The sequence below is a fragment of the Actinokineospora sp. NBRC 105648 genome, from assembly GCF_030269645.1.
In the GTDB taxonomy this organism is placed as follows: domain Bacteria; phylum Actinomycetota; class Actinomycetes; order Mycobacteriales; family Pseudonocardiaceae; genus Actinokineospora.
In genome coordinates, this window is the sequence record NZ_BSTR01000005.1 from 186919 (window position 1) to 213905 (window position 26987).

Consider the following 26987-nt stretch of genomic DNA (forward strand, 5'->3'; position numbering starts at 1 on the left):
CCGGTCATCGGTGGTCAGCGGATCGTTCCTGCCGCCCAAGCACCGTCGACGCTAGCGCATCGCGAGATGGTCTCGCCATCGCCCGTCCCGGTGGTGCAGACCCACTCGCTGATGCCGATGCTGAGCGAGAAGCGGCTTCGCGCGGCCCTGCGCCAGTGCGGTCGACGAGCATCCGCGCCCGGTGCGGACCGGATGACGCTGGCGGAGTTGCGGCGCCGCGCACCGGACCTGCTGCCCGCGCTCGCACGCGACCTCGCCGGCGGGACGTGGAAGCCGGGGCCGCTGCGGGAGGTGTGCATCCCCACCTACACCGGCAAGCAGATGCTCACCACCGTCCCGACGATGATCGACCGGCTCGTGCACCGCGCGATGCGCAACGCCATCGAACCCATCCTCGAAACCCGGGTGCTCAAGGACTGGGTGTCCGGGTTTCGCCCGCACCGCAACCGGATCACCGCACTCCGGGCTGCCGCGCAACACCACGCCGCGGGGTTCCGTTCCGTGGCCGACGTGGACGTGGCCTCGGTGTCGGAGGGCACCACGGTCGACGAGGTCATCGACTGGTGCGCCAAACACATCCACGACGGTTCGTTCCTCAGCCGGATGCGCGTCGCACTGGCGGCGATGCCGTACCCGATCGCACCCGGGTCGGGGTTGGCGCCGCTGCTGATCAACCTTCGACTGTCCCGAGTGGACAACCTGCTCGATGAGCTGCGGATCGTGCGCTTCGCCGACAACTACGCCGCCTTCACCCTGGACCACAGGTCCGCACACGGCGCCTTCGCCACCATCACCGGGGCACTCGCCGAGTTCGGTATGCGCCCCAACGAGTCCAAGAGTCGCGTGCGCGCACGCGTCAACGTCGAAGACCTGTTCCTGATCGGTGGATGAGCATGGACATCGACTGGATCGAGGTGCCCGGCGGGCTGTGCGCCTTCGGTGACGAGGCCCGCCCCCGAACGGTCGCCACCCTGTTGTGGACCCGCACACCCATCACCTTCGCCCAACTCACTGGCGACCACCGCGGGCAGGACGGGCTGCACCCGGCGACCGGACTCACCCACACGCAGGCCGCCGACTATGCACGCGGGTTGGGCGGTCGGTTGCCCAGCTCGGTGGAGTGGGAGTGGATGGCCGGCGGCATCGAGCGTCGACGTTGGCCGTGGGGCGAGGACGCGTGGAGCCCGGAGCTGGCGAACCTGCGCGACTCCAGCCACGGCGCGACGACTCCGGTCGACGCGCACCCGGGTGGCGCGACACCGCAGGGCTTGGTGGACGTCGCGGGCAACGTGTGGGAGTGGACGGTGCGGGTGACCATGGGCAACGGCGTCGTCCTGCGCGGCGGCTCCTACGCCTCACCCCCGCTCTACGCCCAGACCACCTTCCTCAACGCGGCCCCAGCCGAGCTGGCCTCGCCGGGCATCGGGTTCCGCGTGGTGCGCAAGCCATGACCGCGACGCTGCGTTCCGCCGCTCACATCGCGGCGCTAGAGGGTTTGATCATCGTCTCGTGCAGCAGGAGAAAGCTCGTCAGCAGTAGGCCGGTTCCCGCACTGGACCTCTACCAGGGCGCTCTCACACCACACCTGCGCGAGCACCTGCCGATCGGGTACCGGTCTCGCGTCCGGATCGTGTCCGCCGAGCACGGTCTCCTGCACGCCGATGAGCCGATCGAGAGCTACGACCACAAGCTGTGCGTTCCCGCGGAAGCCGAGCGACTACGCGCACGGGTGACGCCGCGGCTGGCCGTCGATCTCTCATCGCTGGCACTTCGTCACGTCCTGGTGGTCCTGGACCCGATGTACATGGCCGCAGTAGCAAGCCTGTTCGACTACGCGCCCCCGCTCGGATTGACCGTGATGCCGCACGCCGGCGACTGGATAGGCGCAGCCGCCGTCCTGGCGAGGTGGGGGTGGGTGCGGTGACCGGATCTCTGCGCGAAGAACTCCTGCAGCGCAGCAACAACCATGCCTCCAGCACGAACTGCTGGCAGGCGATCTCCGACGGCGTTGGATGGCACGAGCCGACCCCCTCCCACTGCTGGCTGGCGGGATCACGGACCGTTTCGGTCGTCATTCCCGCGCGGCAAGTCGGATATTGCCTGCGCACGGTGCTCGACGCGTTGGAAGTCCAGCACCACCGGTACCGGTTCGAGGTGATCGTGGTCGACGACGCGAGCACCGACGACACCGCCCGCATCGCTTCCTCGCATCGGGTCGTCGACCGGTTCGTGAGTCTGCCTCGGCGGATGGGCGCGGCGACTGCGCGCAACGTCGGCACCGCGCTCGCCGGCGGGGAGACCGTGCTCTACCTCGACGGCGACGTCGTAGTGCCACCGCACGTCATCACCGACATCGCCGCTCGCGCCACCGACACCACCCTGCTGGTCGGATTCCAGCACCACCTGGCCTACGAGGACCACTTCCGCGACCCCGCTCTGCTCGCCCGGGTACCACGGTTGGAGTTCGACACCCGCGTCGTGTGGCGACCACCAGCCGGCCGACGACTTCCCTACACCGGGATCACGCTGGACAAGCCCCTCGACGGGCGCCCTTTGGACGGCACCCGCGACTTCATCGACCTCGGCCACGGCAGGCGCTACTACGACTGGGACCTGCCCCGCATGGTCGCCAGCGCCGTACTCGCGGCGCCCAGGTCCGCGGTGCTGGAGATCGGCGGGTTCGACAGCGAGTTCGACCGGATCGGCCGCGCCATGGCCGACACCTACCTCGGCGCCTGCCTGATCGCGGCCGGGCTGCTGGTCATCCCACTGCGCCAAGCAGTCGGGTTCCATCTCGACCCACCTGATGCTCCCCAGCAATGGCAGCACAAGACGGCCACCCTGCCTCGGACAGTGGCCCTCTTCCAGTCCTTACTGGACAGACCTGCTCCACAGGGAAGGACCGAGGGCTTCATCGCCGACATGTCCACGTTGCTCCAGCACTGCAAGGAAGGCCCATGATCCGCACCGCCGTGACGAACAACCCCGACCAACGCATGTTCGCCACTGGTACGCGTGGCGGAACCGGCGTCGTCTACGACCCCCTGACCGGCCAGAGTTACCGCCTGCCCACCCCCGTATCAGCCCCCGCCCGAATTGCTCTCGACCCGGCGACCGTGGAGTCCTATCCGGAAGTCCACCCCGGTGACCTGGGTGGCGCCGTGCCGGTGAGTGTGTGCTGGTCGCCCATCGTGCGCTGCAACCTGTCCTGCCCACACTGCCTGGACGACAAGTCGGTGCCAGAACTCCCACGGGAGCGCCGAGCCCACGTCGCGGCAATGCTGGGCGGCTCGGGCGTACTGGGTGTGGACATCTCCGGCGGCGAACCCCTGCTCTTGCGCGACCTCGCAGACCTGGCCGACCTGCTGATCAGAGGCGGGTGCGCGGTAAGCGTGACCACCAACGGCACCCACCTCGCCCGCCGAGCCGACGCACTCGCCTCCCACCTGGACGCGATCCGGGTCAGCCTCGATGGCCCGACCGCGGAAACGCACGACCGATGGCGCGGCGACGGTAGCTTCACCGACGCCATCAGCGGGATTCGCGCCGCGGTTGCGCACAACATCCCGACCCAGATCCAGACGGTGCTCATGCGCTCCACGATCACCAGCATCCGCGCGATGGTCGACTTGGCGGCCACACTCGGCGCGACTGGGGTGACGTTCCTGCAGTTCCTCCCCATCGGCGAAGGAACCGCCATCGCATCCGATGAGCAGCTCAGCGACAAAGAAGCCGCCGAACGAATCGCCGAGCTGGGCGAGGTGCCGGTCGCGGTCCGGCTGCGCACCCGCGCCGCAGCGGCCGGATTCACCGTTGTCCGCGCCGACGGCCTGGTGTGGCGCAACGACGCCGACGTCGCAGCGATCAACCGACTGCGCCCGCTGACCCACACCTCCAGCCTGACCCTGTCCGGACGGGACGGTTCGGCATGAGCCGTAAAGTCACCGCCCAGCGCGTCTTCGAGCACCAGCTCATCTGGCGGGTCACCCCGGACGCCCTCCGAGAGGCGACGCAGCTGCTGTTCACCGCGATCCAGCGGGATCACCCGCGGGTCGAGCACGTCATCGGTATCGCCCACGGCGGTGTCGCCCCGGCCCGCATCCTGGCCGGCCGGTTCGGCATCGGCGCTCGCACCGTACGGGCCCGGCACAACACCGATGACGCGATCTACCGGCAGGCCACCGGCAAGGTGAGCGTGGACCTTGGGGTGTTCCAGCGCCTATCGGCCGACAAGCGCCTCAGCGGTACCGTGCTGCTGGTCGACGACATCTGCGGCACCGGCGCCACCCTGCACAAGGTCCACAACGCACTACGACCCGCACTCGCCGCCGACGCGCAGGTGATCAGCGCGACCTTGTGCGTCAACACCGGAGCACAGACTCGGCCGGACTACTTCGTCTGGACGGTATCGGACTGGGTCAGCTTCCCCTGGGAACGCCGCCCCACCACACCCACCACCGACATCACCACACCCGCCCAGGCCACACGCCATGGCTGAAACCCCTATGACCGTGGCCTTCGTCCTGGCCTCCTACACATCCGACGCGCCCGCCGGCATGGAACGCGCCACCGCCGCCCTCGCCCTTGGCCTGCGCCAGCTCGGACACCGCGCCATCATCATCACCGCGGTCCGCACACCCTCCGACGACGAACCCGACGAGGACCTCATCGTCCTCGACTCGCTGCGAGTGACCTTCCCCGCCGACGATGACGAGCTGCGCTCGGCGATCACCCGCAGCGAGAAGAGCATCGCCGCGGACCTACGCGCCCTGTTCCGACGCCACCAAGTCGACGTCGCCGTCTACGTCGACGGGCTCTGGGGCCTCGGCCGGATCGCACCCCAAAGCAGGGCCCGTTCGGTGTTGGCGATGCACGTCCTCGGCCACGCCGAAGACCTGACCCCTGCCCTGCATCGCGCCGACGTGGTCATCGCACCCTCGACCACGGTCCTTGAGCAGGCCCGAGCCAACGCGTACGACACCGTCGGTTGGCAGGTCGTGCCGAACGCGCTGTTGGGAGACCACCAGCGGCGAGCGGGCGCGCGCAGAGCGCAACTGCGCGGCGTGGGATCGGTGCGGATCCTGGCGAGGCTGGGGCCCGAAAAGAACGTCCCGGCTCTCCTGGAAGCCGGACACGTGATCGAACGACCCATCGAAGTCGTCCTGGCCGAGGCCGGGTTCGAGCACGCCACCGGCTCACAGCTCGCCGAGTGGCACCGATGCGCCCAAGCCGCCGCCAACCTGCACTTCGCCACCGTCCGACCCGGCGGACTGCCCTGGCACCGGGTACCACCGTGGCTCGCCAACGCAGCCGCGGTGATCGTGCCCTCGCTCAAGGAAACCTTCGGCCTGGTCGCCCTCGAAGCGATGAGCGTCGGCACCCCCGTGATCGCCTTCGACGTCGGCAACCTACCCACCCTGATCGGCAACGGCCTCGGCGGCGTCATCGTGCCGCATTTCCACGGCGAGTACGGGCTGTGGAACGCCACGCAGCGACTACTGGCCGATCCGGTACGCTACACAGCGCTATCCAGGGCTGCTTACTACCGCTCGCGGGACTATCTGCCCACCACAGTCGCCCAGACATTCCTGAAGGCGGTGCGGTGATGCTCAACGTCCCCCTGCTCCTGGTAGACGGCCACAACCTGCTCTGGCGCGGCGCCTTCGGGTTCCCCTCGCCGGTCATGTCGCGGAACAAGACACGCGACCTGACCGCGGAGTTCGCCTTCTTCGCACTACTACGCGTAGCGATCCGCGAGGAGTTCACCAACCAACCGGAAGTGCTCGTGGTCTTCGACGGCGAGCACGGCTCCGCCGAACGCCAGGACACGGACGCCGACTACAAAGCCAACCGCGTCCTCGACGACGCCGCACTCAAACCCATCCGCGCCATCCCCCACGTCCAGAAAGCACTCACCACCCACGACCTCGCCTGGATCGAACTCGAGTACGCCGAAGCCGACGACGTCATCGCCACCCTCGTCCGCCATACCCAAAGGGCCGAGCCGGACCGGCCCGTGCGGATCATGTCCGGCGACCGCGACTTCTACCAACTACTCACCGACCACGTCCACGTCCTCAACACCGCCATGCGCCCCGGACACCGCCACATCGGACCCGACCAGGTCTTCACCCGCTACAAGGTGACCCCCCGCCAGTGGCCGGACTTCTGCGCCCTCAAAGGAGACGCCTCCGACAACATCCCCGGCGTCACCGGCATCGGCCCCGGCACCGCCGCCACACTCCTCGCAGACGGCCTTCGACTGGAACACCTGCCCGACTCCGGCAGACTCACCGGCACCAAAGGACGAGCCGTGTCCGCCGCCTGGGAACAAGTCCTGGGCTGGCGCGACCTGGTCACCATGCGCACCGACCTCACCCTGCCCATCGCGCCCACCGGCCAACCAAGCCGCACCCTGCCACCACCCGGTGAGATCATCGACAGCCTCGGGCTCTGGTGACCACGATGACCACACCCGCGTTCACCGCACCCGCGTCCGTGTTGACCGTCATGGCCCACCCCGACGACGCCGAACTCTGGGCCGGAGGCACCCTCGCCCTCTGCGCCAACGCCGGCACCACCGTCACCATCGCCGTACCCCACCACCACAAACCAACCCGTGATGCCGAGGCAGCCGTCGGGGCCGCGGTCCTCGGCGCGGACCTGCGGCACTACGCCCAGCCCACCACCTCGGCGCTGCACGAACTCCTGCTGGTGATCCGACCCGAGGTCGTGCTCACCCACCCACTCAACGACGTGCACCCCGACCACCGACACATCGCCCACGCTGTCCTCGAAGCCCTGCCCGACGTCGTCATCGCCACCGGACACCCCCGCCGGCTCTACACCACCGACACCTACAACAGCCTCACCCTCGACGGCCCTGTGCCAGCGCACACGATCGTCGACATCTCCACGACCTGGCCCACGAAAACGCGCGCCCTCGCGGCCCATGCATCGCAACCGATCGTGGACCACTTCGGACCCATGGCCGAAAACCTGGCCCGCCTATGGGGAGCACGCATCGGCGTCACCCACGCCGAGAACTTCACCCCGCTACCCATCCTCGGCCGACTCGCTGCCGCCGCCGCCCTGTAGACGCGAAGCTCCCCAGTGGACATCCGCGCCAGGTAACCGACCACGGTTTCTCTTGGAGCACACCCATGCCCATCTCCGGCGACCCCCACGCCTATCGCCTCCCGACCATCGACCTCGAACGACCACACACCAGCCGAATCAGCAACCGTCTGCTGGGCGGCGACCTGCACTGGGCCATCGACCGCCATTTCGCCGACCGCGCCACAGCCATCCTTCCGGAACTGCCCGACCTCCTTCGACTCAATCGTCGTTTTCTCGCCCTGGCCATCAAGTTTTGCGCCGACCGCGGTATCGAGCAATTCCTTGACCTCGGCTGCGGCACACCAATACGACCAATGACACACGAACTCGTCGACAACGTCCTCCCAACAGGACGCTGCACCTACGTCGACATCGACCCAGTGGCCATCGCACACACCCAGCTGGCTGTGGAGGAGCACGGTGCCCCCAACCGGCACGACGTCCTGCACGCCGACCTTCGATCCAGCAGCAGGCTGTGGCAGACCATCACGCACGACGATCGCCTGATCAACCCCCACCAGCCCGTCGCCATCATCTTCTCCGACGTGCTGCACTTCCTCCCACCCGGCACCAACGAACGAACTCTCGCCACCTACACGGACCTGATGCCACCCGGGTCCTACCTCATCGCCACCCACCTGAGCACCGACGGCGTACCAGCCGAAGTCGTCAACCGTCTCCTCGACCTACGCGCGCTCTACGGAAGCATCGGGCAACCGGTCACCATCCGCAGCACCTCAGAGTTCACCGAGTTGCTAAGCGACTTGCAGCTCGTCGCCCCCGGCGTCGCATCGGCGGCGCGATGGTGTGTCTCGCCAGGCCCCGCTCTGGCATCTAACGCCCTTGACAAAACTTGGCTCGCCGCGATCGCCCACAAGCCGTGTAGGTGAGCTTGACGCGCAGGGAGCAACCTTGCCGGCGCGAGTCGCACATCGCGGGCGAGTCGGAGACAATTCCGACGTGACTGTCGCATCGTTTGTATTCTCCGCCGTCGCGTTGGCCCTCTCAGGCGCCGCGTTCGGCTGGCAGGTCCTTGCCTGGTTCCTGACCGGCGGACGAGCCAACGTTGATCTGCGTATCGGAGTAATCGACAAGCTTTCTCAACGATTCTTCACTCTTCCTCTGGGCCCTAAAGCGATAGACGGGATCAAGCGAACAGCCACTCAGAACGGCATCAACGGCCCAGTGGCTTTCTTCGTGACTGTAAGCAACGTCGGAAGGACGGCACTTACAGTCAAGGATATCGCTTTTCGTGCTCCCACCAATGAACGCTACGGCATCCTCGGGGGAGGCGACTGGGGCGACAAGCTACCGAAACGGCTAGAACCCGGCGACTCGACCACCTGTGTTTACGACTTGTCATTCTTGCAAAACATGGCGGCCCTCCAATGCCACAAGCACAAATTGAGCCTCGCGCCGATGTTCGCCGAAGCGGAACTAGGAACCGGCAAGACCGTCCGCTGCAAGAAGCAGGCCCTCGTAACGCCGGTCATCGAACAATCTTCATCCAACAAAGACGAAATGGAAAATGAATAATCGCGTATCGATGACGGCGGGCCGGTCCACGTGTCTCCCGAACTACTCCAGCAGATGCTTCCCGCGCGCCGGTGAGCTGACCATGCCCTCGATCTGATGTCATAAGGGCATGGTCACTGCCGTGGTGTTCGACGTGGGCGAGACGTTGCTGGACGACTCGCGGGAGTGGGGTGCGTGGGCCGACTGGGTCGGCGTCTCCCGCCACACGTTCTCGACCGTGCTGGGCGCGGTCACCGCGGCGGGCCGGGACAATGCCGAGGCCTTCCAGTACTTCCGCCCCGGCTTCGACCTGGCCCACGAACGGCAGCTGCGCGAAGAAGCTGGCCGGGGTGAGCTTATCGGTGAGGATGACCTGTATCCGGATGTCCGGCCCGCCCTTGCTCAGCTCCGTGTACAAGGTCTTTGGGTGGGTGTGGCCGGGAACCAGACCGCCCGCGTGGGCACCCTGCTGCGGGAGTTGGACCTGCCGGTCGATCGGGTCGCGACCTCGGGCGAGTGGGGCGTGGCCAAACCCGCTCCCGAGTTCTTCGAGCGAGTCGTCGCCATGACGCCGGGCGGTGTGGACGAGGTCGTCTACGTCGGGGATCACCGAGACAACGACGTCGTCGCGGCCAAAGCGGCGGGCCTGCGGACCGTCCTGATCCGGCGCGGTCCCTGGGGCTACCTGTGGGCTGACGACCCGCTGGTCCGACGGGACGCCGACTGGGTCATCGACTCCCTGCTCGAACTGCCCGACCTGCTGCAGCCTCACTAGGGCTCAGCGGGCACCGGCCCAGTCGGCGAGGTCGAGCAGGCCGGAGCTGGGGGCGCTGTGGGTGGACAACAGCGTGGTCAGGGTCCGGCGAACCTGTGGGTGTGCTCGGGCGTGCTGGGGCGCGACCTGGCGGGCGGTCTGCAGGCTCGCGTGGGCGTCCTCGTGGCGGCCGAGGTCGAGCTGGGCGCGGGCGAGGTCGATGAAGTAGTGCGAGCGTCGTTCCGCGGGAAGCTCGGGCGGTGGGTACCAGGACGAGGCGCGTTCGATGCCGACCGGGTCGCTGAGTTCGACGGCGACGGCGAGTTCGTGGATGCGTAGCGAGGCGGGGCCGAAGGCGGTGCCGTGGTAGACGCCCTCGGGCACCGTCGTGCAGGCCCGGCGGGCCTCGCGCAGGTGCTCGGCCGCGGAGTCGGGCTTGCCGGCGCGTCCGGCGACGACGGCAGCTCGCATGTGCAGGGCTGCGAGAGCCGCAGCACTGGCGACCGGCGGCGTGCCGCGGGCAGGCAGCTCGTCGACGGCGAGGTCTAGGGCGCGGGCCGCGGTCACCAGGTCGCCGTTGGCGAAGAAGGTCTCGGTGCGCACGTAGGAGACTGCGGCTGCCAGAAGGTGGTCCTCGGCTCGTTGGGCGGCTGTTCGCATCCGGTCGATGAGGCGGGCGGAGAGGTCCAGGTAGCCGAACTTGAACGCGACACCGTCAGCCGCCCGCAATGCCAAGGTCAGCAGCGCAGCAACGGATCGCTGCTCGGCCTGGCCGCCGAGCTGCCCGGCGCGGCCCAGCTCGGCCAGGACCACCGGGAGTCGATGGGCGAGATCAACGTATCGGGCCTGGAGACGGTCCTCGCTCATGCGGGCTACGTCCGCCCGAAGCTCGGCCAGGGTTCTCGTCGGTCCGTCATCTGGCAGGTCGAGGCTGTCGAGCGAGCGTCGCAGGTCGGGCACTGCCGCAGCGATGACGTCGGCCTCCAGCGTGAAGGTGCCGGTCTTTTCACCGGAGCGCGAGGGCGCGGTGGCCGTGTCGCGTGAAGGAGACGGGGCCCGTCGAAGAGTGCGGCGCAGCAGCTCGTCGAGTTCGTCCAGCGACACACGCAGAGCGAAGGCCACACGTTGCCGCTGCCAGGGGTACGGCGCCTGGACTCCCCGTTCCCAACGGCCGATGGACGTGCGCTCCATGCCGAGTTCCGCGGCGAAGCTCTCCTGCGTGTACCCCGACGCTTCCCGGGCACGGCGCAACGGAGAAGGAGGCCGTCCTGCCATGGTCTGTCCCCCTCCCGTAGCCGCTATAGCACACAGTACGTGACTGTTTGCTCAGCGTAGAAGGTGTGCCGCTCCATGATCGCCCCACACCCGCCGCACGGCCGCTCTGGTGATCCACACCGGCAGACAGTTGGCTCAGGGGTGTCCGCGGTGGGCGACCCCCGACCGCCCACCGCGGACCCGCTAAGAGGCGGCAACCGGGAAAAGGGAGGTGATCCGGGAGATGTCGTACAAGATCACCGTCGAGCACTCCTTCGAGGCCGCGCACCGACTACCGCACCTGGGCGGCAAATGCGTCAGCCTGCACGGGCACTCCTGGACGACCGCGGTCACCGTCAGCGCCGCGCAGCTGAGCCCCGAGGTGACCGTCGTCGAGTTCGGAGCCCTCAAGGCCCGTCTCCGCCACTGGATCGACGAGCACCTCGACCACGGCACCATGCTCGGCGCCCAGGACCAGCTGGTGAACCCGCTGACCGCCACGGGCAACAAGGTGTTCCGCTTCGGACTCGAAGAGCCCGGGGACACCGCCGAGCAATTCGCCCACGGACTGGACTGGCCCACCGTCGAAGCCACCGCGGTCCTGCTCACGCGCGTGGCCCAGAGCGCACTCGTCGACCTGCCCCGCGCCGACGGCGCCCGAATCGACCGGGTCCTGGTACGCGAGACGCGCCTCAACACCGCCGTCTACGAACCCGCCACCTCATGACCGAACCCACAACGACGACGCTGGCAGTCAACGAGCTGTTCGGACCCACCTTCCAGGGCGAAGGCACCAGCACCGGCAAACTGGCGCGGTTCCTGCGCCTCTACGGCTGCAACCTCGCGTGCACCTGGTGCGACACCCCACAGACCTGGGACCGCGCGCGCCACGACCCGGCAGCAGAGCAGACCCGTCTCACCGTCGACGACATCCTGGCCTGGCTGCGCACCGGCCCGAGCAGCCTGCTCGTCGTCACCGGAGGCGAACCACTCCTCCAGCAACGCGCGCTGGAACCGTTGTTCACCGCGATCACCGCCGCGGGTCTGGCCACGGAGATCGAGGTCGAGACCTCCGGGACCATCACACCCACCCCGGACATCGTCGCGGCCGTCACCCGGTTCACCGTCTCGCCCAAGCTCGCACACTCGACCATGGTGCTGCCCCGAAGGATCCGGCCCGCGGTGATCCGACAGTTCGTCGCCTCGGGCAAGGCGAGTTGGAAGTTCGTCGTCCAGACCCCCGACGACCTGGCCGAAGTCGAGGCCCTGGCGACCGAGTACGGCCTCGACCCGGTCTGGATCATGCCCGAAGGCACCGACAGCACCACCATCCTCGACCGGATGCGACTGCTCGCCGACCCGGTCCTCGCCCGCGGTTGGAACCTCACCTCCCGCCTGCACATCCTGCTGTGGGGCAACGTCCGTGCCCGCTGAGCCCGATGCGGAAGACACGCTCAAGGCTGCTGTGGCACGTTGCCGCATCTCCGGTCGCTGGCACCAGGCCCTCGACGTTGCCCTTCGGTCACTCGACACCCCGATCGAGGACGACCTCACTGCCGCCCGCCGCTCGGCCCTGGTAGGCAAGTTTTCGCCGAAGCTGCTCGACCCGGTGCTGCCGCAGCCCACTTCAGGCGCGCTCATCAGCGATTCCCCGCTACTCCCGGGCTCATCGCCGAGCACGCCGGCATCCTGGTCGACCTCGCCGCGGCGTACCAGGCCAACGACGAGCCGCGGTTCGCCGCGCGGACCCTGGACACCGCGCTGGCGATGCTGGTCGACGTCGATGACGGTGCGGCAGAACGGGTACGGCTTCTCCGACGAGCAGCAGCAGAGCCGCGATCCACCTCGCCGCGGATGGCGCCCACCCAGCCCTGCGTCGAGGCGGGCCCTGTACTACCGCTACCGCCGGACTTGCCCATGAGTTCGCGCACCCATCGGCTGGTGTGCGACGCACAAGAAGCCATGGCACGGCTGGACGAGATCGCGGCGCATTCACCATTCCGGTCCACATGGGCCTGGTCGGTACAACTGCGCGAGATCCAGCGGTCGGCGCACCTGGACAGAGGCCACTTCGCTCTCCGGGAGGTGCTGTTCGCGCACCTGCCCGGGTTCAAGCGGCACGACGCCGAACGTGACCTGGACCGGTATCTGATGGCGACCGGCATCGCCCTCGGGTCGAGTGTCGAGACGCCGGACGGCGTGTCCGCCGGCCAGACGGTGACGCTGAAGCGGCTCAGGGCCTGGGCGGATACCCACGAGACGCTGGCAACCACAGCGAAAGTCGCCATCGCACACCATCACCTGCTCACCGCCCACGCGATCCATGAGGATCGTGGACACGTCGCCAGGCTCCACGTCGGGATGGAACTCGCGCGCCTCGGCCTGCTGCGTGAGCAGTGGCTACCCGTTTCGGCGTGGATCGACCGGAACCTGGACGAGTACCGCGACCACGTCGTGCTCGCCTCGAAGACGGGCCAGCTCGAGCCCTTACGTCGCGTTCTTCGCCCGCGGCGTGACGGAGTCCTGCCGCTCGGAGATCAGGCTCATCACGCTCGTGGACGAACTCCGCCGGCGCCTGACAGCATCTCTGCCCTCACGCAGAAACAGCAGGATGCGGGCAATTCTGGCCTCCACGCTCAGCATCCCGATGTTCAACAACCGTCGTCTCGTCGACGAGTACAGGACGTCGGTCCGCGGGATCCAAGACGTCACCGCGGATCTCGTCGACCGCGGCGTGCTCGTGCCGATCGGTACATCCACCTACGGCCAAGCGTTCTGCCAGCCTGACGCCCTGGACCTGCTGTCCACATCAGACGACCTTGTCGGCTGAGGCCGGCAGCCTCGACCGCGGGCGATCAGGCGCCACCGGTAGGGAATGCGAACGAGTACGGCCGCCCGGCGATGCACACACACCCCGGCTGCGCGCCACCTTGGCGGCGAACGGCGGCGAGGGCGGAGTCCACCAACGCGTCGAGGTCCGCGGTCGTGCGACGTTCCATGAGCATCACCAGGTGCGTGCGCAGCGGTTTGCCGTCGGGGCCGGGCCGCGTTGTGTGATCGTCGACGGCCGGGCAATCCGCCAAACCGTGCTGTGTGCACTCCCAGGAGGCAGGCAACTCAGCGGACTCGGCGAAGGGCACAGTGAACTCGTGGCCGCGCCGGCAGGTGAACCGGACCATGACCCGAGGTGCGGGTTCCACGGTTCGATCGGGCGTCCCGGTCGGGGAGCCCAGGCCATACCCTCGCAGGATTCCTTTGCGCACGACGTGCTCCGATCGGTCGTTCCCATCAATGCGAGCCGGTGGTGCCGCCGGCCTCAACGGCATCCGCGGTGCGAAGGCAGACAGCGTGAGCCAGCGCTGCCACAGCGACAGCGAGTTCGCGTGTCGCGGCGGCCTTCGCCAGGGTCGCGTGCACCATCGCGGCAGCGGGAACCATCTCACGCAGTGCTGCCTGAGCGTTGGCCTCGTGGTTGGGTGGGGTCGCACTGGCCACTACCGCGGTGCCTTTGTGGTGTCGGGGTGGAACTTGCTGGTGTGGGAGGTGCGGACGAGGTGCGCGTGCGCGTGGGAACGCCACGGTCGCCACCCTTCGCCGTGTCGCGCCAGGTCGTTGATCTTGGCCGGTAGGCCGAGAACCTTCGCTCCGGCTCGGGCTTCCGGATCATCGGCGCGGAGGCGGTCCGGATCACCGAGCAGCCGCACGGTGACGTGCTCTGCCATCCGCGGGCTGATGCCGGGATAGGAGTGCAACTGGGCATACAACGCGCTGTGATCGACCCCGACGTGCAGGGGCAAGTCTCCGGAAGCGATGTCCACGCACACCGCACGGACTGTCCGCTGGACCGAGGGCGGCACAAAGTTCCAGCCGTGCCTGGAGATCACGGTCGCGGTGGGGAACAGCATGGTCAGTTCACCGTCTGGTTCGGACAGTTTCTCCCCGGCGGCGCTGACGAGCCTGTTCATCTTCTCTTGAGGTGATGACGTCGTGTCCGAGTGTTCTACGAGTGCGCGCACCAGCGTCTCGGTGCCGTCAGTGCTGCCGAGTAGCCGGATGCCCGGGTTGGCCGTCACCGCCGGTGCGAGTCTTGGGTCGGCGCGCAGGACGTGGTCGACAGCGTCCGGATCCGCGTCCAAGTCGAGCAACGCTCGCATCCGAGCCACAGCGGCGCCAAGGTCGGCGAGATCATGCAGTCGAACCGCGCAGTCCACGTGGTCGGCCTCGAAACGGAGACGGACAGTCGCCGGACCGCCGGGAAGTCGCAACGTTCTCGCGTACTGGGTCGGGCCCACCCATTCCACCCCGTCGACCGCGCAAGCGCCGAGGTCATGCAGCAACCCCTGGCCGTCGAAGGGGGTGCGGGTGCGCAACCGCACGGTGATCCGACCCCAGACCTCCGGGGGCCGTGGCCGGTCTCGTGCGGCGCGGCGCATCCACGTCGGGGATCGCGCGTAGACGGAGCGGATGACGTCGTTGAACTGGCGCAGGCTGTTGAACCCCGCCGCGATTCGGACGTCCTGCATCGGAAGCGTGGTCGTCTCGATCAGCGACCGGGCCAAGTACGCGCACCGCATCGTGGACAAGGCCAACGGCCCCGCGCCCAGCTCCGAGGTGACGACCCGGGTCAGATGCCGCTCGGAGTAACCGAGCATTCGCGCCAACTCGGGCACACCATCCCGCACAACCAAGCCATCGTCGATCAGCCGGACCGCCCGACTCGCAAGGCCACGGTCTTGTCGATTCCCTTGAAGGAGCGATACCTCGCCAGGTGGGCAGCGCAGACAGCAACGGAAGCCACCTCGCCATGCCGCCGCGGCGCTGGGAAAGCGGGTCACGGCACCCGGAGAGTCCTGTCGCACCTCAGGACACGACGGCGTGCAATAGATCCCCAAGATGGTCGCCGCGGCAACCGGGAGCGAGGACGCAGCGTCCGGTTCTACTGGATCAGCCTGTCCACCTGCGATGCCCAGGCCGACACTGGGCTCTTTGCCCCCAACTGTAGTGATTATCGGTCTCTCTGTCCGCCCGCACGGAAATGTGTTGCGCTGCAACACTTCCACAATGACGATCTCCGCCCTGCGATCTCATGAGACCGCCGTCGCCGTACAGCTGGGAGAGCGCACTGCAGGTCAGCGGTACCGCACGCTGCGTCGGTCCGAGCCGTTCGTCGCCCCGACAGCGATTAGATCCGGAATCACGCATGTGATCCAGAGCGACCCTGAGGCGTCGGTGCGGCGACTCTGAAGCGGCATGCCACCCGTGCAGCGACACCTGACCGGGTGACGACCGCCGTGTCGTCTCGACTTGCCACCCGGGTGAGCTGCCAAGCTTGGTGATCGTGCTGAGTGACGAGGTGCGTGTCCTGCTGATCGATCTGGAGAACAGCGTCGGCGGGTCCACCCCGCGGCGTCGGGTGCTGGTAGCGCGGGTGGAAGCGGTGCTGGCCGCAGCGGGGACCGTGCATCACGTGGTCGCCGGGTATTCCGGGGCGGACCTGGCCGACGACCTCGTCGGCTCCGCATTGGCGGAGATGGGGGTGAGCGCGCTGCGAGTGGCGCCGGGGCCAAACGCAGCAGAGTTGGTGTTGCTCGCCCATGCCCGCCGGGTACACGCCTCTCTGGGGTGCCGCAGCTTCCTGGTCGCCTCTGCGGATCACCGATTCGCGGAACTGGCGGACCTGGGGCGTCTGGAGTTGGTGGTCTGGCACGACCAACCGGTGGCCACACAACTCAAGGACGCCGCGCACCGGATCCATCGTATTGCCCGCCCGAGCAGCACGACCGACGCGGCCGGGCCGGATCCGCTGGCCACCCCGACGCGTCCCGAGCCTGTCCTCGACGGTGGATCAGCGGGACGTCGTGCCGGCCTGAGAGAGATGGCGACCGCGGTACTGACCGGAATCGGCATCGGGATCGGTCAACGGCTGGTCGAGTCGCTTGCTCGACGACAGCGGCCTCGGTAGGCACGTAGTGGTGCTCGCGGGTGGCTTCGCTGGTCTCCTGGGATCATGGGGACTGCCACTCGACGACTACCTGGAGCGTCTCGATGCCGACCCGGAGCACCACCACCGCCGTCCGAACGCTCGATGGCCTGCAGCTCGGAGCCACCTTCGACGCCCCCGACGGCCCGCCGACGCACGCCGTGCTGCTGGTCCACGGTGCCGGGGTCACCCGCGAGGAAGGCGGCTTCTTCACCCGCATTGCTGCGGGCCTGGCCGACCAGGCCGTGGCGTCCCTGCGCATCGACCTTCCCGGCCACGGCGAGAGCGAAGGGCGCCAGGAGGACCTGTCGCTCTCGGGCGTGCTCAACGCGATCCGCTCAGGCATCGAACACCTGAAGAGCCTGGTCGACGTACCGGTCGTCTCGCTGCTGGCCGCAAGCTTCTCGGGCGGCGTGTCTTCCTACTACGCCGCCAAGCGACCGTCTGAGGTCGACCGCCTGGTCCTGATCAACCCGCTGATCGACTACAAACAGCGCTTCGTCGACGAGAAAAGCGCCTGGACGAACGACCACATCAGCGACAAGGCCGGTCGCCAGCTCCTTGAGCAGGGCTACGTCGGGCACTCGCCGTCGTTCAAGCTCGGCAGGCCGATCCTCAACGAGGTGTTCTGGCTCCAGCCGCGCACGGCACTGGCCGAGATCACCGCGCCGACCCTGATCGTCCACGGCACCGAGGACACCTTCATCCCGGTGGCATCATCCCGATCCGCAGTCGCCCAGCTCGTGTGCGAGCACCGGCTGATCGAGCTGGAGGGCGCACAGCACGGCATCGCCGTGCCCGACGACCCGCAGTACGCCGACCCCCAGACCCAGACGTGGCAAGTCGCGGTCATCAGCTCGATCGCGGAGTGGGTCAAGGCGGGGGCGTGACCGCGCTGGGGCCTACGCGCTCACGGCGTGGCGCAGTTCCTTCACCGCCGATCGGTCCTGCCACGGCTTGAGGCTGTCGAGCACGCGCACCAGCTCCTGCTTCGTACGCTCGGACTTACTGCGCATCGCCTGCTCCGCCGACGCCAACCCGGTCGAGGCCGCTTGGTCGGGCTCACCGGCCTTAGCCAGGGACGCCGCCATCCACGACAGGAAGAATCCGTAGTCCCGCGGCGAGAACGTGTTCTCACGCAGCGACTCCGCGTACACCGCGACCGCCCGACGTGGTTGCCCGACCTCGGTCAGGCAGACGGCGGTCTGCATCGCCAGCAACGTCTCACCGTAGTGAGCGCCCAGCGTCGAAGACTCGCCCGCACCACCGGCCGAGAGCAGCGTCCTGGCCTGGTCGAGCTTGCGCTCCACCGCGTCCACCGAGGCACCCAACATGGCCTCGGCCCGCGCTTCCTGCTGCACGGCCTCAGCCCGCACCCGCTTCGGCAACGACCACGGACCGCTCTGCACCGCCTGCGCCAAGGTCAACATCCGCAGCGGCTCCCGCTCGTCGTAGGCCAGCTGCGCCTTCTTCAGCAGGACATAGCCCTGCATCGGCATGTCCCCGGCCTCCTGCGCCCACTCCGTCGCCCGGTCATGCCAGAACAACGCCCGCCCCATGTCCCGCGCGTCCCGATACAGCCACCCGGCGAACTCCGCTGTCTGCGCACCGAACGCCAAAAGCCCACGGCGCACATCGGGCTTGACCTCACGGGCATGCTCCTCGACCGCCCCGAGCAGACCCAGCACCATCGGCAGCGTCTTCCTCGTGCCCAGCGTGCCGTCGTCGCGCTTGCACACGTCGAGCTGACGACGGAAGTAGTCGACCACCGAACCGTCGAGATACCGCCGAGCGTCGTCCATCGCGCTCGCGACCTGCCGCAACTCGTCCAAACCGAGAGCAGGCAACGCGGTGGCGGCGATCCCGTGCTTGAGCAACGAGCGACGGTTCAACGGACTCATCGCATCCCATTCGCTAGCGGTCACAGCCGGACTCCTCGACGGCCCAAGCTCCGGAATCCGATCGCTGAGGTACCGGCCCAACCCACTGGCCGCCACCGTACGAGCATCCAAAGGCACCAGCACCGGGCGGCCATCCACCATCACCGGCAACAGCACACCATCCGGCACCGCAGGCACCTGCGGATCAGTCACCGGTTCCGCTGGCTCGATTCTCGCACCGGCCTCGGTGATGTCGGCAAGCAGTTCGTCCAGGTGGTCTAGGGACAGCTGCAGCACCCGCGCGATCTTCGGCCGCAACCACGGCTGCGGTGACGAGAGCGGGTCGCCACCCTCCCACCGGACCACGGTCGAACGCTCGACACCGAGCCGTTCAGCCAGCCCTTCCTGCGTAAGCCCGCACGTCTTCCGCCGTTGCACGAAGCGCTCACGTCTTGACGCCATCCTGGAGCCTCCGCTTCGCACTAACCGGCCTCGTCTGCGCAGGAGCTTGTGTTCAGGCGCCAGCGCGCAACGACGCGCGTCGGGGCGCTTGCGCTCTCTGTCGCCGATCAACTACAGCCCGTTGTATCAGGGTATGACCCGTCGAAGCGCGCAGCAACCAAGTACGGCAATTCCCGGGTCGAGCGCACGGTGATCAGGTCCCGTGCGTCTGCGGGCCAACAACTGCTCCTTGACGTGCTGGTTGGCCCTGACGCGGAGGTGTTCAGCCAGAAACCTGACCCGCTTCTGCGCTCAGGCGGAGTTAGCTTGCAGCCGGGCCGATGGTGCCCTGGTGGGCGGATTGACCTTCCCCGCCGACCCGCCCACCAAGACTCGCAAACCATAACCCACCCTCGAACGCATGTGCGACTCCAGGGGCTGGTCGGCCCCTACGGGGAGCCCGACCGTCGCGGTTGCGCCTCCGCGGTCCTGTCGGCTGAAGACGGGAATCGGCCTCTCCCTCTAGGGTCGATCATGAGCGGGACGATGTGCCCGCACGGCTCGTCGTCGAGTTCGGCGAGGTCCGGGATGGCGCCAGCAGTCCTCAGCACCCAGAAGTGATCGACATCCGGCACTTCGGCACAGCTGTCGCACGAGATCCGCACAACACCGGCGACCCGGTCCACCCGGGCCTTATAACCAACGGTGTGAAGCGAGTGGGCGCCTACCTTGCAGGTGGCAGGCAACACCGCGACCCGAACCCCCGCGTTGGTATGTCTATAGTGGACAGTTGAATCAGGGGATCGGTCGTCGAACATGGACGAACTCTAACCCAGGAGTCGAACATGTGTTCGCTCCCGTTTGAGGCATCCCTCGTGTAGGGGACCGCGACGCGGGATCGAGGTACGTGGCGCACGTGATCGGCGCCGCAGCGTGACTTCACGCAGTTCGGTGCGATCGTGACGGGGATGACTGTGGGTCGGCGGCGTCGCGTATTGGCGGTCGCACGGTTAGCGTTGAGTCCTCAGTGGTCACTCACCGGCGACCCACGACACGGGGAGCGAGCGCGATGGCAGCGGACATCTCGGTCGGCGTGCCGGAGTGGGTCGAGCCGATGCTGGCCAAGCCCGACGGGGGCCGACTGCCGCAGGGGCACAAGTGGACCTACGAGCACAAGCTCGACGGCTACCGGTGCGCGATGCGGGTCGCCGCCGACGGTTCGACGGTGCTGACCAGTCGCAACGGGATCGACTTCACCGACGAGTTCCCCACCCTGGCCGGAGTGCTCGCACCGGCACTCGCTGGCCAGGCGGCGGTATTCGACGGCGAGATCGTCGTCTACGACGAGCACGGGCGCCCGGACTTCGGGGCGCTGCAGGAACGCCGCGGTCGCTACCGCAAGCACAGCTCCTCGCCGCGCCGCACCGAGCGGTTCGACGACGTGCCGGTCCGGTTCCTGGCCTTCGACCTGCTCCGGCTCGGCGATCAAGTCCTGCTGCACGCCCCGTACGACCAGCGGCGCGCGCTGCTGGAACACCTGGTGATGCCCGATCCGCATCTCGTGTCGGTGGTGCCCGCGGTCACCTTCGACGCGCTCACCGCTGACCGGCTCACCCCAGCCACCCTGCTGGAGCGGGTGGCCGCTGCGGGGCACGAGGGGCTGATCGCGAAACTGCGGGCCTCGACCTACGTGCCGGGGCAGCGCTCGGAGGCCTGGCTCAAGCACCCGCTGATCCAGACCCAGGAGGTCATCGTGTGCGGCTTGCGGCCCGGGCAGAGCCGGTTCACCGGCATCCTCGGCGGCCTGCTGCTCGGCGCCCACCACCCCGACACCGGCCACCTGGTCTACCTCGGTGACGTGGGCACAGGCTTCACCGAACGCGAACGCTCCGCCCTCCAAGACCGCCTCCAGGCCCTCGAACGCCCCCGTCACCCGTTCGCGGTGGACCCGCCACGTGAGGACGTCCGCCGCGCCCGGTGGGTCGATCCCGTCCTGGTCGGCGAGGTGGTCTACCGCCAGTTCACCCGCGGCGCGGGCAGACTCCGCCACACCGCCTGGCGTGGTCTGCGGGAGGACCGTGATCCCGCCGACGTCATCGCACCACACGTCCGAACTGGATCACCCCCGGCCGCGGAATCCGAGCCTGAACCCGTCACGAACGCTGGGACGGGTGAGCGGATCACGGTGCAAGCCGGCAAACGGCGACTGACACTGTCCAACCTGGACAAGGTGCTCTACCCGGCCGACGGGTTCACCAAAGGCGAGGTCATCCACTACTACTCCCGCATCGCCCCCGTCCTGCTCCCCCACCTGGCAGGCAGACCGGTGACCACCATCCGCTTCCCCGACGGCGTGCACGGCGAGCAGTTCTCCGAGAAGAACGTCCCCCGAGGCGCGCCACCGTGGCTGCCCACCGCTCGGCTGGCGAGATCCGGTGCCCGTAGTGGCCTTGGCCCTGGGACGATCGAGTACCCGCTGCTCGACGAGTTGGCCGCGCTGGTGTGGGCGGCCAACCTCGCAGCCCTCGAACTGCACGTGCCCCAATGGACGATCGGTCCCGGACCCACTAGGCGCCACCCGGATCGGCTGGTGTTCGACCTCGACCCCGGGCCCGGCACCACCATCGTCGAGTGCTGCCGTGTTGCCGAACGACTCCGCGACGTCCTCGTCGCCGATGGGCTCACCCCGGTCGCCACAACCTCCGGGTCCAAAGGCATGCAGGTCTACGCCGGCATCCTCACCCGCCAACCCGAACGCCCCTCCACCTACGCCAAAGCCTTGGCCGAACGCTTCGCCGCCCAGACACCCGACCTGGTGACCGCCACCATGGCCAAGAACCACAGACACGGCAAGGTGTTCATCGACTGGAGCCAGAACAACCCCGCCAAGACCACCATCGCCCCCTACTCACTGCGCGGACGCGAACACCCCACCGTCTCCACCCCCATCACCTGGGACGAAGTCGACGCCTGCCGCAGGCCGGGACAGCTCGTGTTCACCGCCGACGACGTCCTCGACCGAGTCGGGAGGTCGGGCGACCTGTTTTCCGTGCTCTCGACGAAGCGGGCCGCTCTTCCGGCCAGGTGACCACCTCAACGTCCCACGTAGGTCGCCGTCGGGACCACGCACGGAGCAGGACCGATGGCTCGACAGGTCGGTGTCCGCTCACTCGAGCCCCGTCCACCTACGCCAAGACCCTCGCCGAACGCTTCACCCTCGCTGGCGCTCGCCGCAGTATCGGCCCGCGTCCGGCTGCACGCAGTCGACTACTCGGCCCTGTTCGGCTCGTCGGGCTGGGCGGGTGGTGTCCCGTGTCCTGGTGCGACACCGTGGCTCTCGTGGGGGCTGGGGTCGGGGACGAGTTGGATGACGAGCAGGGCGACGTCGTCGTTGGCGGGTTCGGCGCCGATGAGGGCGTCCATGACGTGGACGCAGATGGCGTCCGGGGGCGCGGGCACGACGGTGGCGGTGAGGCGGTCGAGGAGGACGTCGATGGAGTGGCCGCGGCGCTCGACCAGGCCGTCGGTGTAGAAGACCAGGACCGATCCGTCGGGCAGGTCCAGCGTGGTGTCGTGGCGGCCCTGGGGTGTGGGGATGTCCAGCCCGACCGGTGGGTCGAGGGTGATGGGTGCCAGGACGGCGGGGTGGTCGGGGCTGGCGTGGACGGGTGGTGGGTGACCGGCCGAGGACAGGGTGATCCGGCGGGCGGTCAGGTCGATGACGCCGTAGCTGACGGTGGCCATCGCGTGATGCTCGAAGTAGGAGACCTTGCGGTGCAGTTTGCCCAAGACCTCGGCGGGCCTGTCGTAGTCCAGGGCGTAGGCGCGCAGCGCGCTGCGCAACCTGCCCATGATCACCGCCGCTGCCAGGCCGTGTCCGGCGACATCGCCGATGACGACGCCCAGTCGGTTCCCGTGCAGGGCGAAAACGTCGTACCAGTCCCCGCCGACCGCCGTCGGCGCGCCGGGGACATAGCGGGCGGCGAAGCGCACCGCGTCCACCACCGGGAAGCTGGCGGGCAGCAGGCTGCGTTGCAGCGCGGTGGTCGCGGCACGCTCGGCGCCGCTCTGCTCGGCCTGCACGGTGAGCGCGACCCGGTCGGCGACCAGGTGCAGCAGCTTGCTGTCGGTGTCGGTGAACGCGCGCGGGGCCAACGAGCCCACGTGCAGGACCCCGATCAGCTCACCGCGAGCCAGCATCGGCACACCGAGCAGCGCGCGCAGGCCTTTGCGCCACAACAACGGACTCACCACCGTCGTCTCGTCCACCCGGTCGAGCACCACCGGCTCGCGGGTGAGGGCGACGCGGCCTGCGAAGCCCTCGCCCAGCCCGATCGTCACGCCGTGGCGGACCTCCTCCTCGATCCCTGCGGTGGCCGCGACCGCCAGCCGCTTGGTCCGCGGGTCGTAGAGCACCGCGGTCGCGGTGTCCACCTCGAACAGCTCGCGCACCCGCTGCAGCACCACGGCGAGGAACTCGTCGAGTTCCATCTGGCGCAGCGCGACGTCGGTGATCGCCTCCAACACGCTCATGCGGTCGGCGGCGCCAGGCAGATCGGACACCGGCGAAGCCTAGCCAACACGCCGACCTTGGCACCCTTTCGCGACGTCGCGCCGACCACCTCCTCCCGCAGAGCGGACAACGTCCACACCGCGTCGACAGAAAGAATCCAGCAAGTTTGATGTCAGGTCAAATGTTCGCGGACGCTGTACGTCGCCCGCCTCGTCCAAACTGATCCGACAGGGCTGTCGTGATCACCCTGTCGGCGTCGTTTGACGACGGGGTGATCACGGCACGATTAACACGCCAGCCAAGATCATTCCACTTTTCCGGTGTTACCTGGAATCGCGTGGCGGCACACCATCGTGATCCACTTACATTGTCCTCAACGTCGGAAACACACTCTGCGACAAGGGAGACAATGACCGTGAAGAAGCTCGCTTCGGTGATCGGTGCTGCGGCCGCGTTCGCTTTCCTCGCGACGGGCACGGCGGGTGCCACCAACCCGCCCTCCGGTGGGTTCGACTGCCAGAACGGCGGGACCGTGAACGCGCCCGTGCTCTCGTGCAACGACACCACCATCAACGCGCCCATCACGCTCAACCTCCACATCGACCGGACGCTGTCGGGCAACGAGATCGTCACGGTCGAGGACACCCTCAACCACACCACCGTCACCGCGACCAACCTGGTCAACGTCAAGAAGGTCCTCGTCGACGCGTGCGGCGCGTTCAGCGCGGCGGTCGACGTCGACAAGGTCCTGGTCTGGGGTCAAGGGCGTCGGCCCCGTCATCGCCTGGCCGGTCCCGCCGGTCGACGGCGGACAGCGGAACCCCGGACGAGGGGTGGGACGAGGGCACAATGGCCACTCGTGTCCTCGCCCCTTTCCAGCCCTGCCATCCCGGATCCGCTGCGACGATCAATATCGCACCTTATGACAGAAATACGTCGAACAAAATCGCAAGAGCAGCTGTCTGTCGCTGTTTCGAAGGACCGCTCGGAGCAATGACAAGCCATTCAGCATGACGGTTGCGCAAGACGGCGCCTGCGGCCCGGGCGCGTGGGTACCGCGGCTGCGGGGATCCACCGGCGGACACTCGACGACGAAACGCGCACGAGTGTGCGCCGGATCGGTCAACAGGTGTTTGGGGGTCGGGGATCGGGCAACTCCCGACACAGCTTCGTTCTGACGAGCAGGGTGCACCTCGGTTCCGAGAGGACGACCATGACCCCTCAACACTCCGCTGTCACGAACGTCGCGGCGGTCGACTTCGGCGCGGGCGTCTCCGACGCTTGGCGCGCCATCGCCACCTTCGTCCCAAGCTCGTGGCGTTCCTGCTGATCCTGGTGATCGGCTACTCGTGGCGAAGTTCGTCGCCAAGGCCGTCAACGCCGTCCTCGAACGCGTCGGGTTCGACCGGGTGGTCGAATGCGGGCCTTTCTGGCCGGTGGCCTCCGCCAGGGTCCACCCGTTCTTCCGCTCCACTTCAGACAACAAACCCCTGACATAGCAAACGCATCTGACGCCGCGACTCCCCAGGCGGAAACCTCGCCGCGAAACCGCCCATGAACGCGTCGAACCCCGCCGACCACGACCGCGCATCCTCAACCACACCAAGATCGAATACCACCTCCCCCGGCGGGTCGCAACCTGTCGTTGTCGTACTAAACGGACGTTCCTGCCGGGTAAGACTGGTCGGACAGTTGAGCGAACTGCTGATCGAACACGACGAAGCGATGATCCCTTGAGGTCAAGCCTGCCTGACACGGGGAACATCACAGTCTCCATCAAACCCGGGGCTTGACAGTCTGGGATCAGGGTGTCCGATTCAAGGGGACAACCTCAAACCTACCTGAATTTTCTTTCACCGCAGGCGGTTGATTGCCGCATTCGACGCCCGACCGGTCAGCGATCGGCCATCGCCGCCTCGGCTCAGTCACCCGATTGGTACATGCTCCGTCCGGGTCGGGCGTGCTTCGATCACACTATGGACCCGGTTGAGCAAGCCGGTCGCGGCTCCGCGGCGGCGGCTTTCCCGTACGCGTTCCACATCGCCCTGGACGGTAACGGGCTCAACGGGTTGGAGGGGCGGGCGGGGGTGTGCGTGTTCGGCTACGACCCGGTCAGCGGGCGGCACGCCTCGCGGATCGAGTACTACGACGGGCTCGCGGGCGGGCACGCGATCACCCTCAGCCCGGACCGGCGCCTCGGGTTCCTCGGCAACACCGGCCAGCACCTGGCCTTCTACGACACCGAGCGACCCGAGGACACCGAGCGGGTCTCCACGCTGCGCTTCGAGCCCACCGACTCCTCCATCAAGGGCAGCACGCACGCGGTGTGGTTGGACGGCTCGACCGGGATCACCGCCGTCGGGGAGTCGTTCTGGCAGTTCGACGTCAACCACCTGACCGCCGCCGAGAACATCGGCGCCCACGACCTCAAACTCCCCCACGCCATCAAGCGGACCGCCTCCGGCCGGCACCTCGTCTACGGCGGCATGGACCACCCCCGGCGCGGCGAAGCGTGCGAGGTCGGCATCTTCGACCTGCACTACCGCACCACCCGCACGGTCGAACTGCCCGCCACCTGCTGGCACGTCGCCACCCATCCCACTGAAGACCGCTTCTACGCCCTGTCCTTCCGCGTCGTGCCGCAGGAGGGCCGCGACTGGCACGAGTGGGCCATGGCCCACTTCAAGGAATACGCCTTCGAGATCGACGCCGATACCGGGCAGGTCCTGCGGCACTGGACAGCCGCGAGCGACATCCCCGCGCACATCAACTCCGACGTCTGCATCTCCGACCGGGAGCTGATCTACTGCACCGGCGGCAGCAACACCATCGTCCTCATCGACCTGGCCGACTTCTCCTCCTACCGCATCATCGACCAACGCCCCGACATGCGGCAGCAGGTGAAGGCAGGACGCCAAGCCACTCGACAGGTGCTCGACGCCCTTACCAGGGGATCGGCACTGGCGAGCACGAAGCACTTCCTCGCGGCGCTGCGCGTCAGCCGGGGAACGTTGATCGACGGCGTCTACGCCTGCCAACTCTCCGCGGACCAGACCCTGCTGTTCACCGCCAACCGCGGCCTCAACACCATCACCGTTTATGACTACCCGGCGTGTACGGTGCGCACGCGCGTGCGCATGCCCGACCTGCACGACCACATCGACGGACTGCGCGTTTGGTCCGACCCCCGCCTGGGCTTCCACCACGGCGCCCTCATCAGCCCACAAGACCACCACTGAGAATTCCGACGGAGTCGTCGAACACGCCGATAGCAGGCGGGGCAGTTGTTGCGGGTTCCGGGTCGCGTTGGCCACATAATTGACCACGGCAGCGCAGCAGCGCTTCGCCGCGTTTTTGGGTGTGGCCAGGGCCCTCACCGTCACGGGCGATTGCACTTACTGACAGTGCGTGAACGCTCGGTGTTCAGGTATTGCCGTTAACCCATTTGCCCCTGTCCGGGATCGGCCGAATGCCAGTAGCGTCTCCGGCGTCGATCATCATGGGAGCGGGACACGTGGTAGCGCTGGTGTC

25 protein-coding genes and 2 pseudogenes are annotated in these 26987 nt (G+C 67.8%); 20 read left to right on the top strand and 7 right to left on the bottom strand.

Going from position 1 to position 26987, the window contains the following annotated elements; all coding sequences use genetic code 11:
* The first annotated feature begins 66 nt into the window (after nt 1-66).
* The 12 genes from QSK30_RS07475 to QSK30_RS07530 all read left to right on the top strand — a co-directional run bounded on the left by QSK30_RS07475 (nt 67) and on the right by QSK30_RS07530 (nt 9409).
* Entirely contained in the window at nt 67-891 is an 825-nt protein-coding gene (locus tag QSK30_RS07475; RefSeq protein ID WP_285500695.1) for a reverse transcriptase family protein, read from the top strand.
* Nucleotides 888-1451 (top strand): formylglycine-generating enzyme family protein, encoded by a 564-nt coding sequence (locus QSK30_RS07480; RefSeq protein ID WP_285500697.1) that lies wholly within the window; start codon nt 888-890, stop codon nt 1449-1451. The genes QSK30_RS07475 and QSK30_RS07480 overlap by 4 nt, the downstream gene beginning before the upstream one ends.
* Nucleotides 1448-1924: a DUF6884 domain-containing protein gene (locus QSK30_RS07485; protein ID WP_285500699.1), complete on the top strand. Its 477-nt coding sequence runs from the start codon at nt 1448-1450 to the stop codon at nt 1922-1924. The genes QSK30_RS07480 and QSK30_RS07485 overlap by 4 nt, the downstream gene beginning before the upstream one ends.
* Entirely contained in the window at nt 1921-2961 is a 1041-nt protein-coding gene (locus tag QSK30_RS07490; RefSeq protein WP_285500700.1) for a glycosyltransferase family 2 protein, read from the top strand. Before QSK30_RS07485 ends, QSK30_RS07490 begins: the two co-directional genes overlap by 4 nt.
* A complete protein-coding gene (locus tag QSK30_RS07495; protein ID WP_285500701.1) occupies nt 2958-3932 on the top strand; it encodes a radical SAM protein in 975 nt (324 codons plus the stop codon). The genes QSK30_RS07490 and QSK30_RS07495 overlap by 4 nt, the downstream gene beginning before the upstream one ends.
* Entirely contained in the window at nt 3929-4498 is a 570-nt protein-coding gene (locus tag QSK30_RS07500) for a phosphoribosyltransferase (protein ID WP_285500703.1), read from the top strand. The genes QSK30_RS07495 and QSK30_RS07500 overlap by 4 nt, the downstream gene beginning before the upstream one ends.
* Nucleotides 4491-5606 (top strand): glycosyltransferase family 4 protein, encoded by a 1116-nt coding sequence (locus QSK30_RS07505; protein ID WP_285500705.1) that lies wholly within the window; start codon nt 4491-4493, stop codon nt 5604-5606. Before QSK30_RS07500 ends, QSK30_RS07505 begins: the two co-directional genes overlap by 8 nt.
* The gene (locus tag QSK30_RS07510) at nt 5606-6460 is read left to right on the top strand and encodes a 5'-3' exonuclease (protein ID WP_285500707.1); all 855 of its coding nucleotides are present in this window, start codon (nt 5606-5608) and stop codon (nt 6458-6460) included. Before QSK30_RS07505 ends, QSK30_RS07510 begins: the two co-directional genes overlap by 1 nt.
* Nucleotides 6461-6465: 5 nt before the next feature.
* Nucleotides 6466-7098, top strand: coding sequence for a PIG-L deacetylase family protein (locus tag QSK30_RS07515; RefSeq protein ID WP_285500708.1), 633 nt, complete (start codon nt 6466-6468; stop codon nt 7096-7098).
* 65 nt (nt 7099-7163) lie between these two features.
* On the top strand, nt 7164-8009 hold the full coding sequence (locus QSK30_RS07520) for an SAM-dependent methyltransferase (protein ID WP_285500710.1): 846 nt from the start codon (nt 7164-7166) through the stop codon (nt 8007-8009).
* A gap of 70 nt (nt 8010-8079) precedes the next feature.
* Nucleotides 8080-8655: a hypothetical protein gene (locus QSK30_RS07525; RefSeq protein ID WP_285500713.1), complete on the top strand. Its 576-nt coding sequence runs from the start codon at nt 8080-8082 to the stop codon at nt 8653-8655.
* Between the two features lie 109 nt (nt 8656-8764).
* Complete coding sequence (locus tag QSK30_RS07530; protein WP_285500714.1) at nt 8765-9409, top strand: HAD family hydrolase; 645 nt, start codon at nt 8765-8767, stop codon at nt 9407-9409.
* Nucleotides 9410-9412: 3 nt separating this feature from the next.
* Here QSK30_RS07530 and QSK30_RS07535 read toward each other — a convergent pair whose 3' ends face one another.
* Nucleotides 9413-10663 carry a helix-turn-helix domain-containing protein gene (locus QSK30_RS07535; protein ID WP_285500716.1) on the bottom strand — a complete coding sequence of 417 codons (1251 nt, stop codon included), beginning with the start codon at nt 10661-10663 and terminating at the stop codon, nt 9413-9415.
* 223 nt (nt 10664-10886) lie between these two features.
* On the opposite strand from QSK30_RS07535, the gene QSK30_RS07540 reads away from it, so the two are divergent.
* The 3 genes from QSK30_RS07540 (at nt 10887) to QSK30_RS07550 (ending at nt 13429) form a co-directional block, all read left to right on the top strand.
* Nucleotides 10887-11369, top strand: a complete 483-nt coding sequence (locus QSK30_RS07540) for a 6-pyruvoyl trahydropterin synthase family protein (protein ID WP_285500717.1) — start codon at nt 10887-10889, stop codon at nt 11367-11369.
* A complete protein-coding gene (locus QSK30_RS07545) occupies nt 11366-12076 on the top strand; it encodes a 7-carboxy-7-deazaguanine synthase QueE (protein ID WP_285500719.1) in 711 nt (236 codons plus the stop codon). Before QSK30_RS07540 ends, QSK30_RS07545 begins: the two co-directional genes overlap by 4 nt.
* 483 nt (nt 12077-12559) lie before the next feature.
* On the top strand, nt 12560-13429 hold the full coding sequence (locus tag QSK30_RS07550) for a Fic family protein (protein ID WP_285500720.1): 870 nt from the start codon (nt 12560-12562) through the stop codon (nt 13427-13429).
* 68 nt (nt 13430-13497) lie between these two features.
* On the opposite strand, the gene QSK30_RS07555 is transcribed toward QSK30_RS07550, so the two are convergent.
* The 3 genes and pseudogenes from QSK30_RS07555 to QSK30_RS36800 form a co-directional block, all read right to left on the bottom strand.
* Nucleotides 13498-13968 carry an RNA polymerase-binding protein RbpA gene (locus tag QSK30_RS07555; RefSeq protein WP_285500721.1) on the bottom strand — a complete coding sequence of 157 codons (471 nt, stop codon included), beginning with the start codon at nt 13966-13968 and terminating at the stop codon, nt 13498-13500.
* Nucleotides 13969-14136: 168 nt separating this feature from the next.
* The gene (locus QSK30_RS07560; RefSeq protein ID WP_285500801.1) at nt 14137-15294 is read right to left on the bottom strand and encodes a DNA-3-methyladenine glycosylase 2; all 1158 of its coding nucleotides are present in this window, start codon (nt 15292-15294) and stop codon (nt 14137-14139) included.
* Nucleotides 15295-15420: 126 nt separating this feature from the next.
* Nucleotides 15421-15702, bottom strand: a pseudogene (locus tag QSK30_RS36800) (Ada metal-binding domain-containing protein); the annotation flags it as partial.
* A gap of 269 nt (nt 15703-15971) precedes the next feature.
* On the opposite strand from QSK30_RS36800, the gene QSK30_RS07565 reads away from it, so the two are divergent.
* Nucleotides 15972-16604, top strand: a complete 633-nt coding sequence (locus QSK30_RS07565; protein ID WP_285500723.1) for a hypothetical protein — start codon at nt 15972-15974, stop codon at nt 16602-16604.
* A gap of 83 nt (nt 16605-16687) precedes the next feature.
* Nucleotides 16688-17512: an alpha/beta hydrolase gene (locus tag QSK30_RS07570; RefSeq protein WP_285500724.1), complete on the top strand. Its 825-nt coding sequence runs from the start codon at nt 16688-16690 to the stop codon at nt 17510-17512.
* Between the two features lie 12 nt (nt 17513-17524).
* Here the strand turns inward: QSK30_RS07570 and QSK30_RS07575 are convergent, their stop codons facing one another.
* A complete protein-coding gene (locus QSK30_RS07575; RefSeq protein ID WP_285500725.1) occupies nt 17525-18964 on the bottom strand; it encodes a helix-turn-helix transcriptional regulator in 1440 nt (479 codons plus the stop codon).
* A 1048-nt stretch (nt 18965-20012) separates the two neighbouring features.
* Between QSK30_RS07575 and ligD the strand changes: the two genes are divergently transcribed.
* Nucleotides 20013-22031: a DNA ligase D gene (ligD, locus tag QSK30_RS07580; RefSeq protein WP_285500726.1), complete on the top strand. Its 2019-nt coding sequence runs from the start codon at nt 20013-20015 to the stop codon at nt 22029-22031.
* Nucleotides 22032-22210: 179 nt separating this feature from the next.
* Here ligD and QSK30_RS07585 read toward each other — a convergent pair whose 3' ends face one another.
* On the bottom strand, nt 22211-23506 hold the full coding sequence (locus tag QSK30_RS07585; RefSeq protein ID WP_285500727.1) for a PP2C family protein-serine/threonine phosphatase: 1296 nt from the start codon (nt 23504-23506) through the stop codon (nt 22211-22213).
* A gap of 359 nt (nt 23507-23865) precedes the next feature.
* Between QSK30_RS07585 and QSK30_RS07590 the strand changes: the two genes are divergently transcribed.
* Nucleotides 23866-24453: a hypothetical protein gene (locus tag QSK30_RS07590; RefSeq protein WP_285500728.1), complete on the top strand. Its 588-nt coding sequence runs from the start codon at nt 23866-23868 to the stop codon at nt 24451-24453.
* A gap of 408 nt (nt 24454-24861) precedes the next feature.
* On the opposite strand, the pseudogene QSK30_RS07595 reads toward QSK30_RS07590, so the two are convergent.
* A pseudogene (locus QSK30_RS07595) lies at nt 24862-25012 on the bottom strand (IS701 family transposase); the annotation flags it as partial.
* A 420-nt stretch (nt 25013-25432) separates the two neighbouring features.
* On the opposite strand from QSK30_RS07595, the gene QSK30_RS07600 reads away from it, so the two are divergent.
* A complete protein-coding gene (locus tag QSK30_RS07600; RefSeq protein ID WP_285500729.1) occupies nt 25433-26695 on the top strand; it encodes a hypothetical protein in 1263 nt (420 codons plus the stop codon).
* Nucleotides 26696-26987 lie beyond the last annotated feature (292 nt).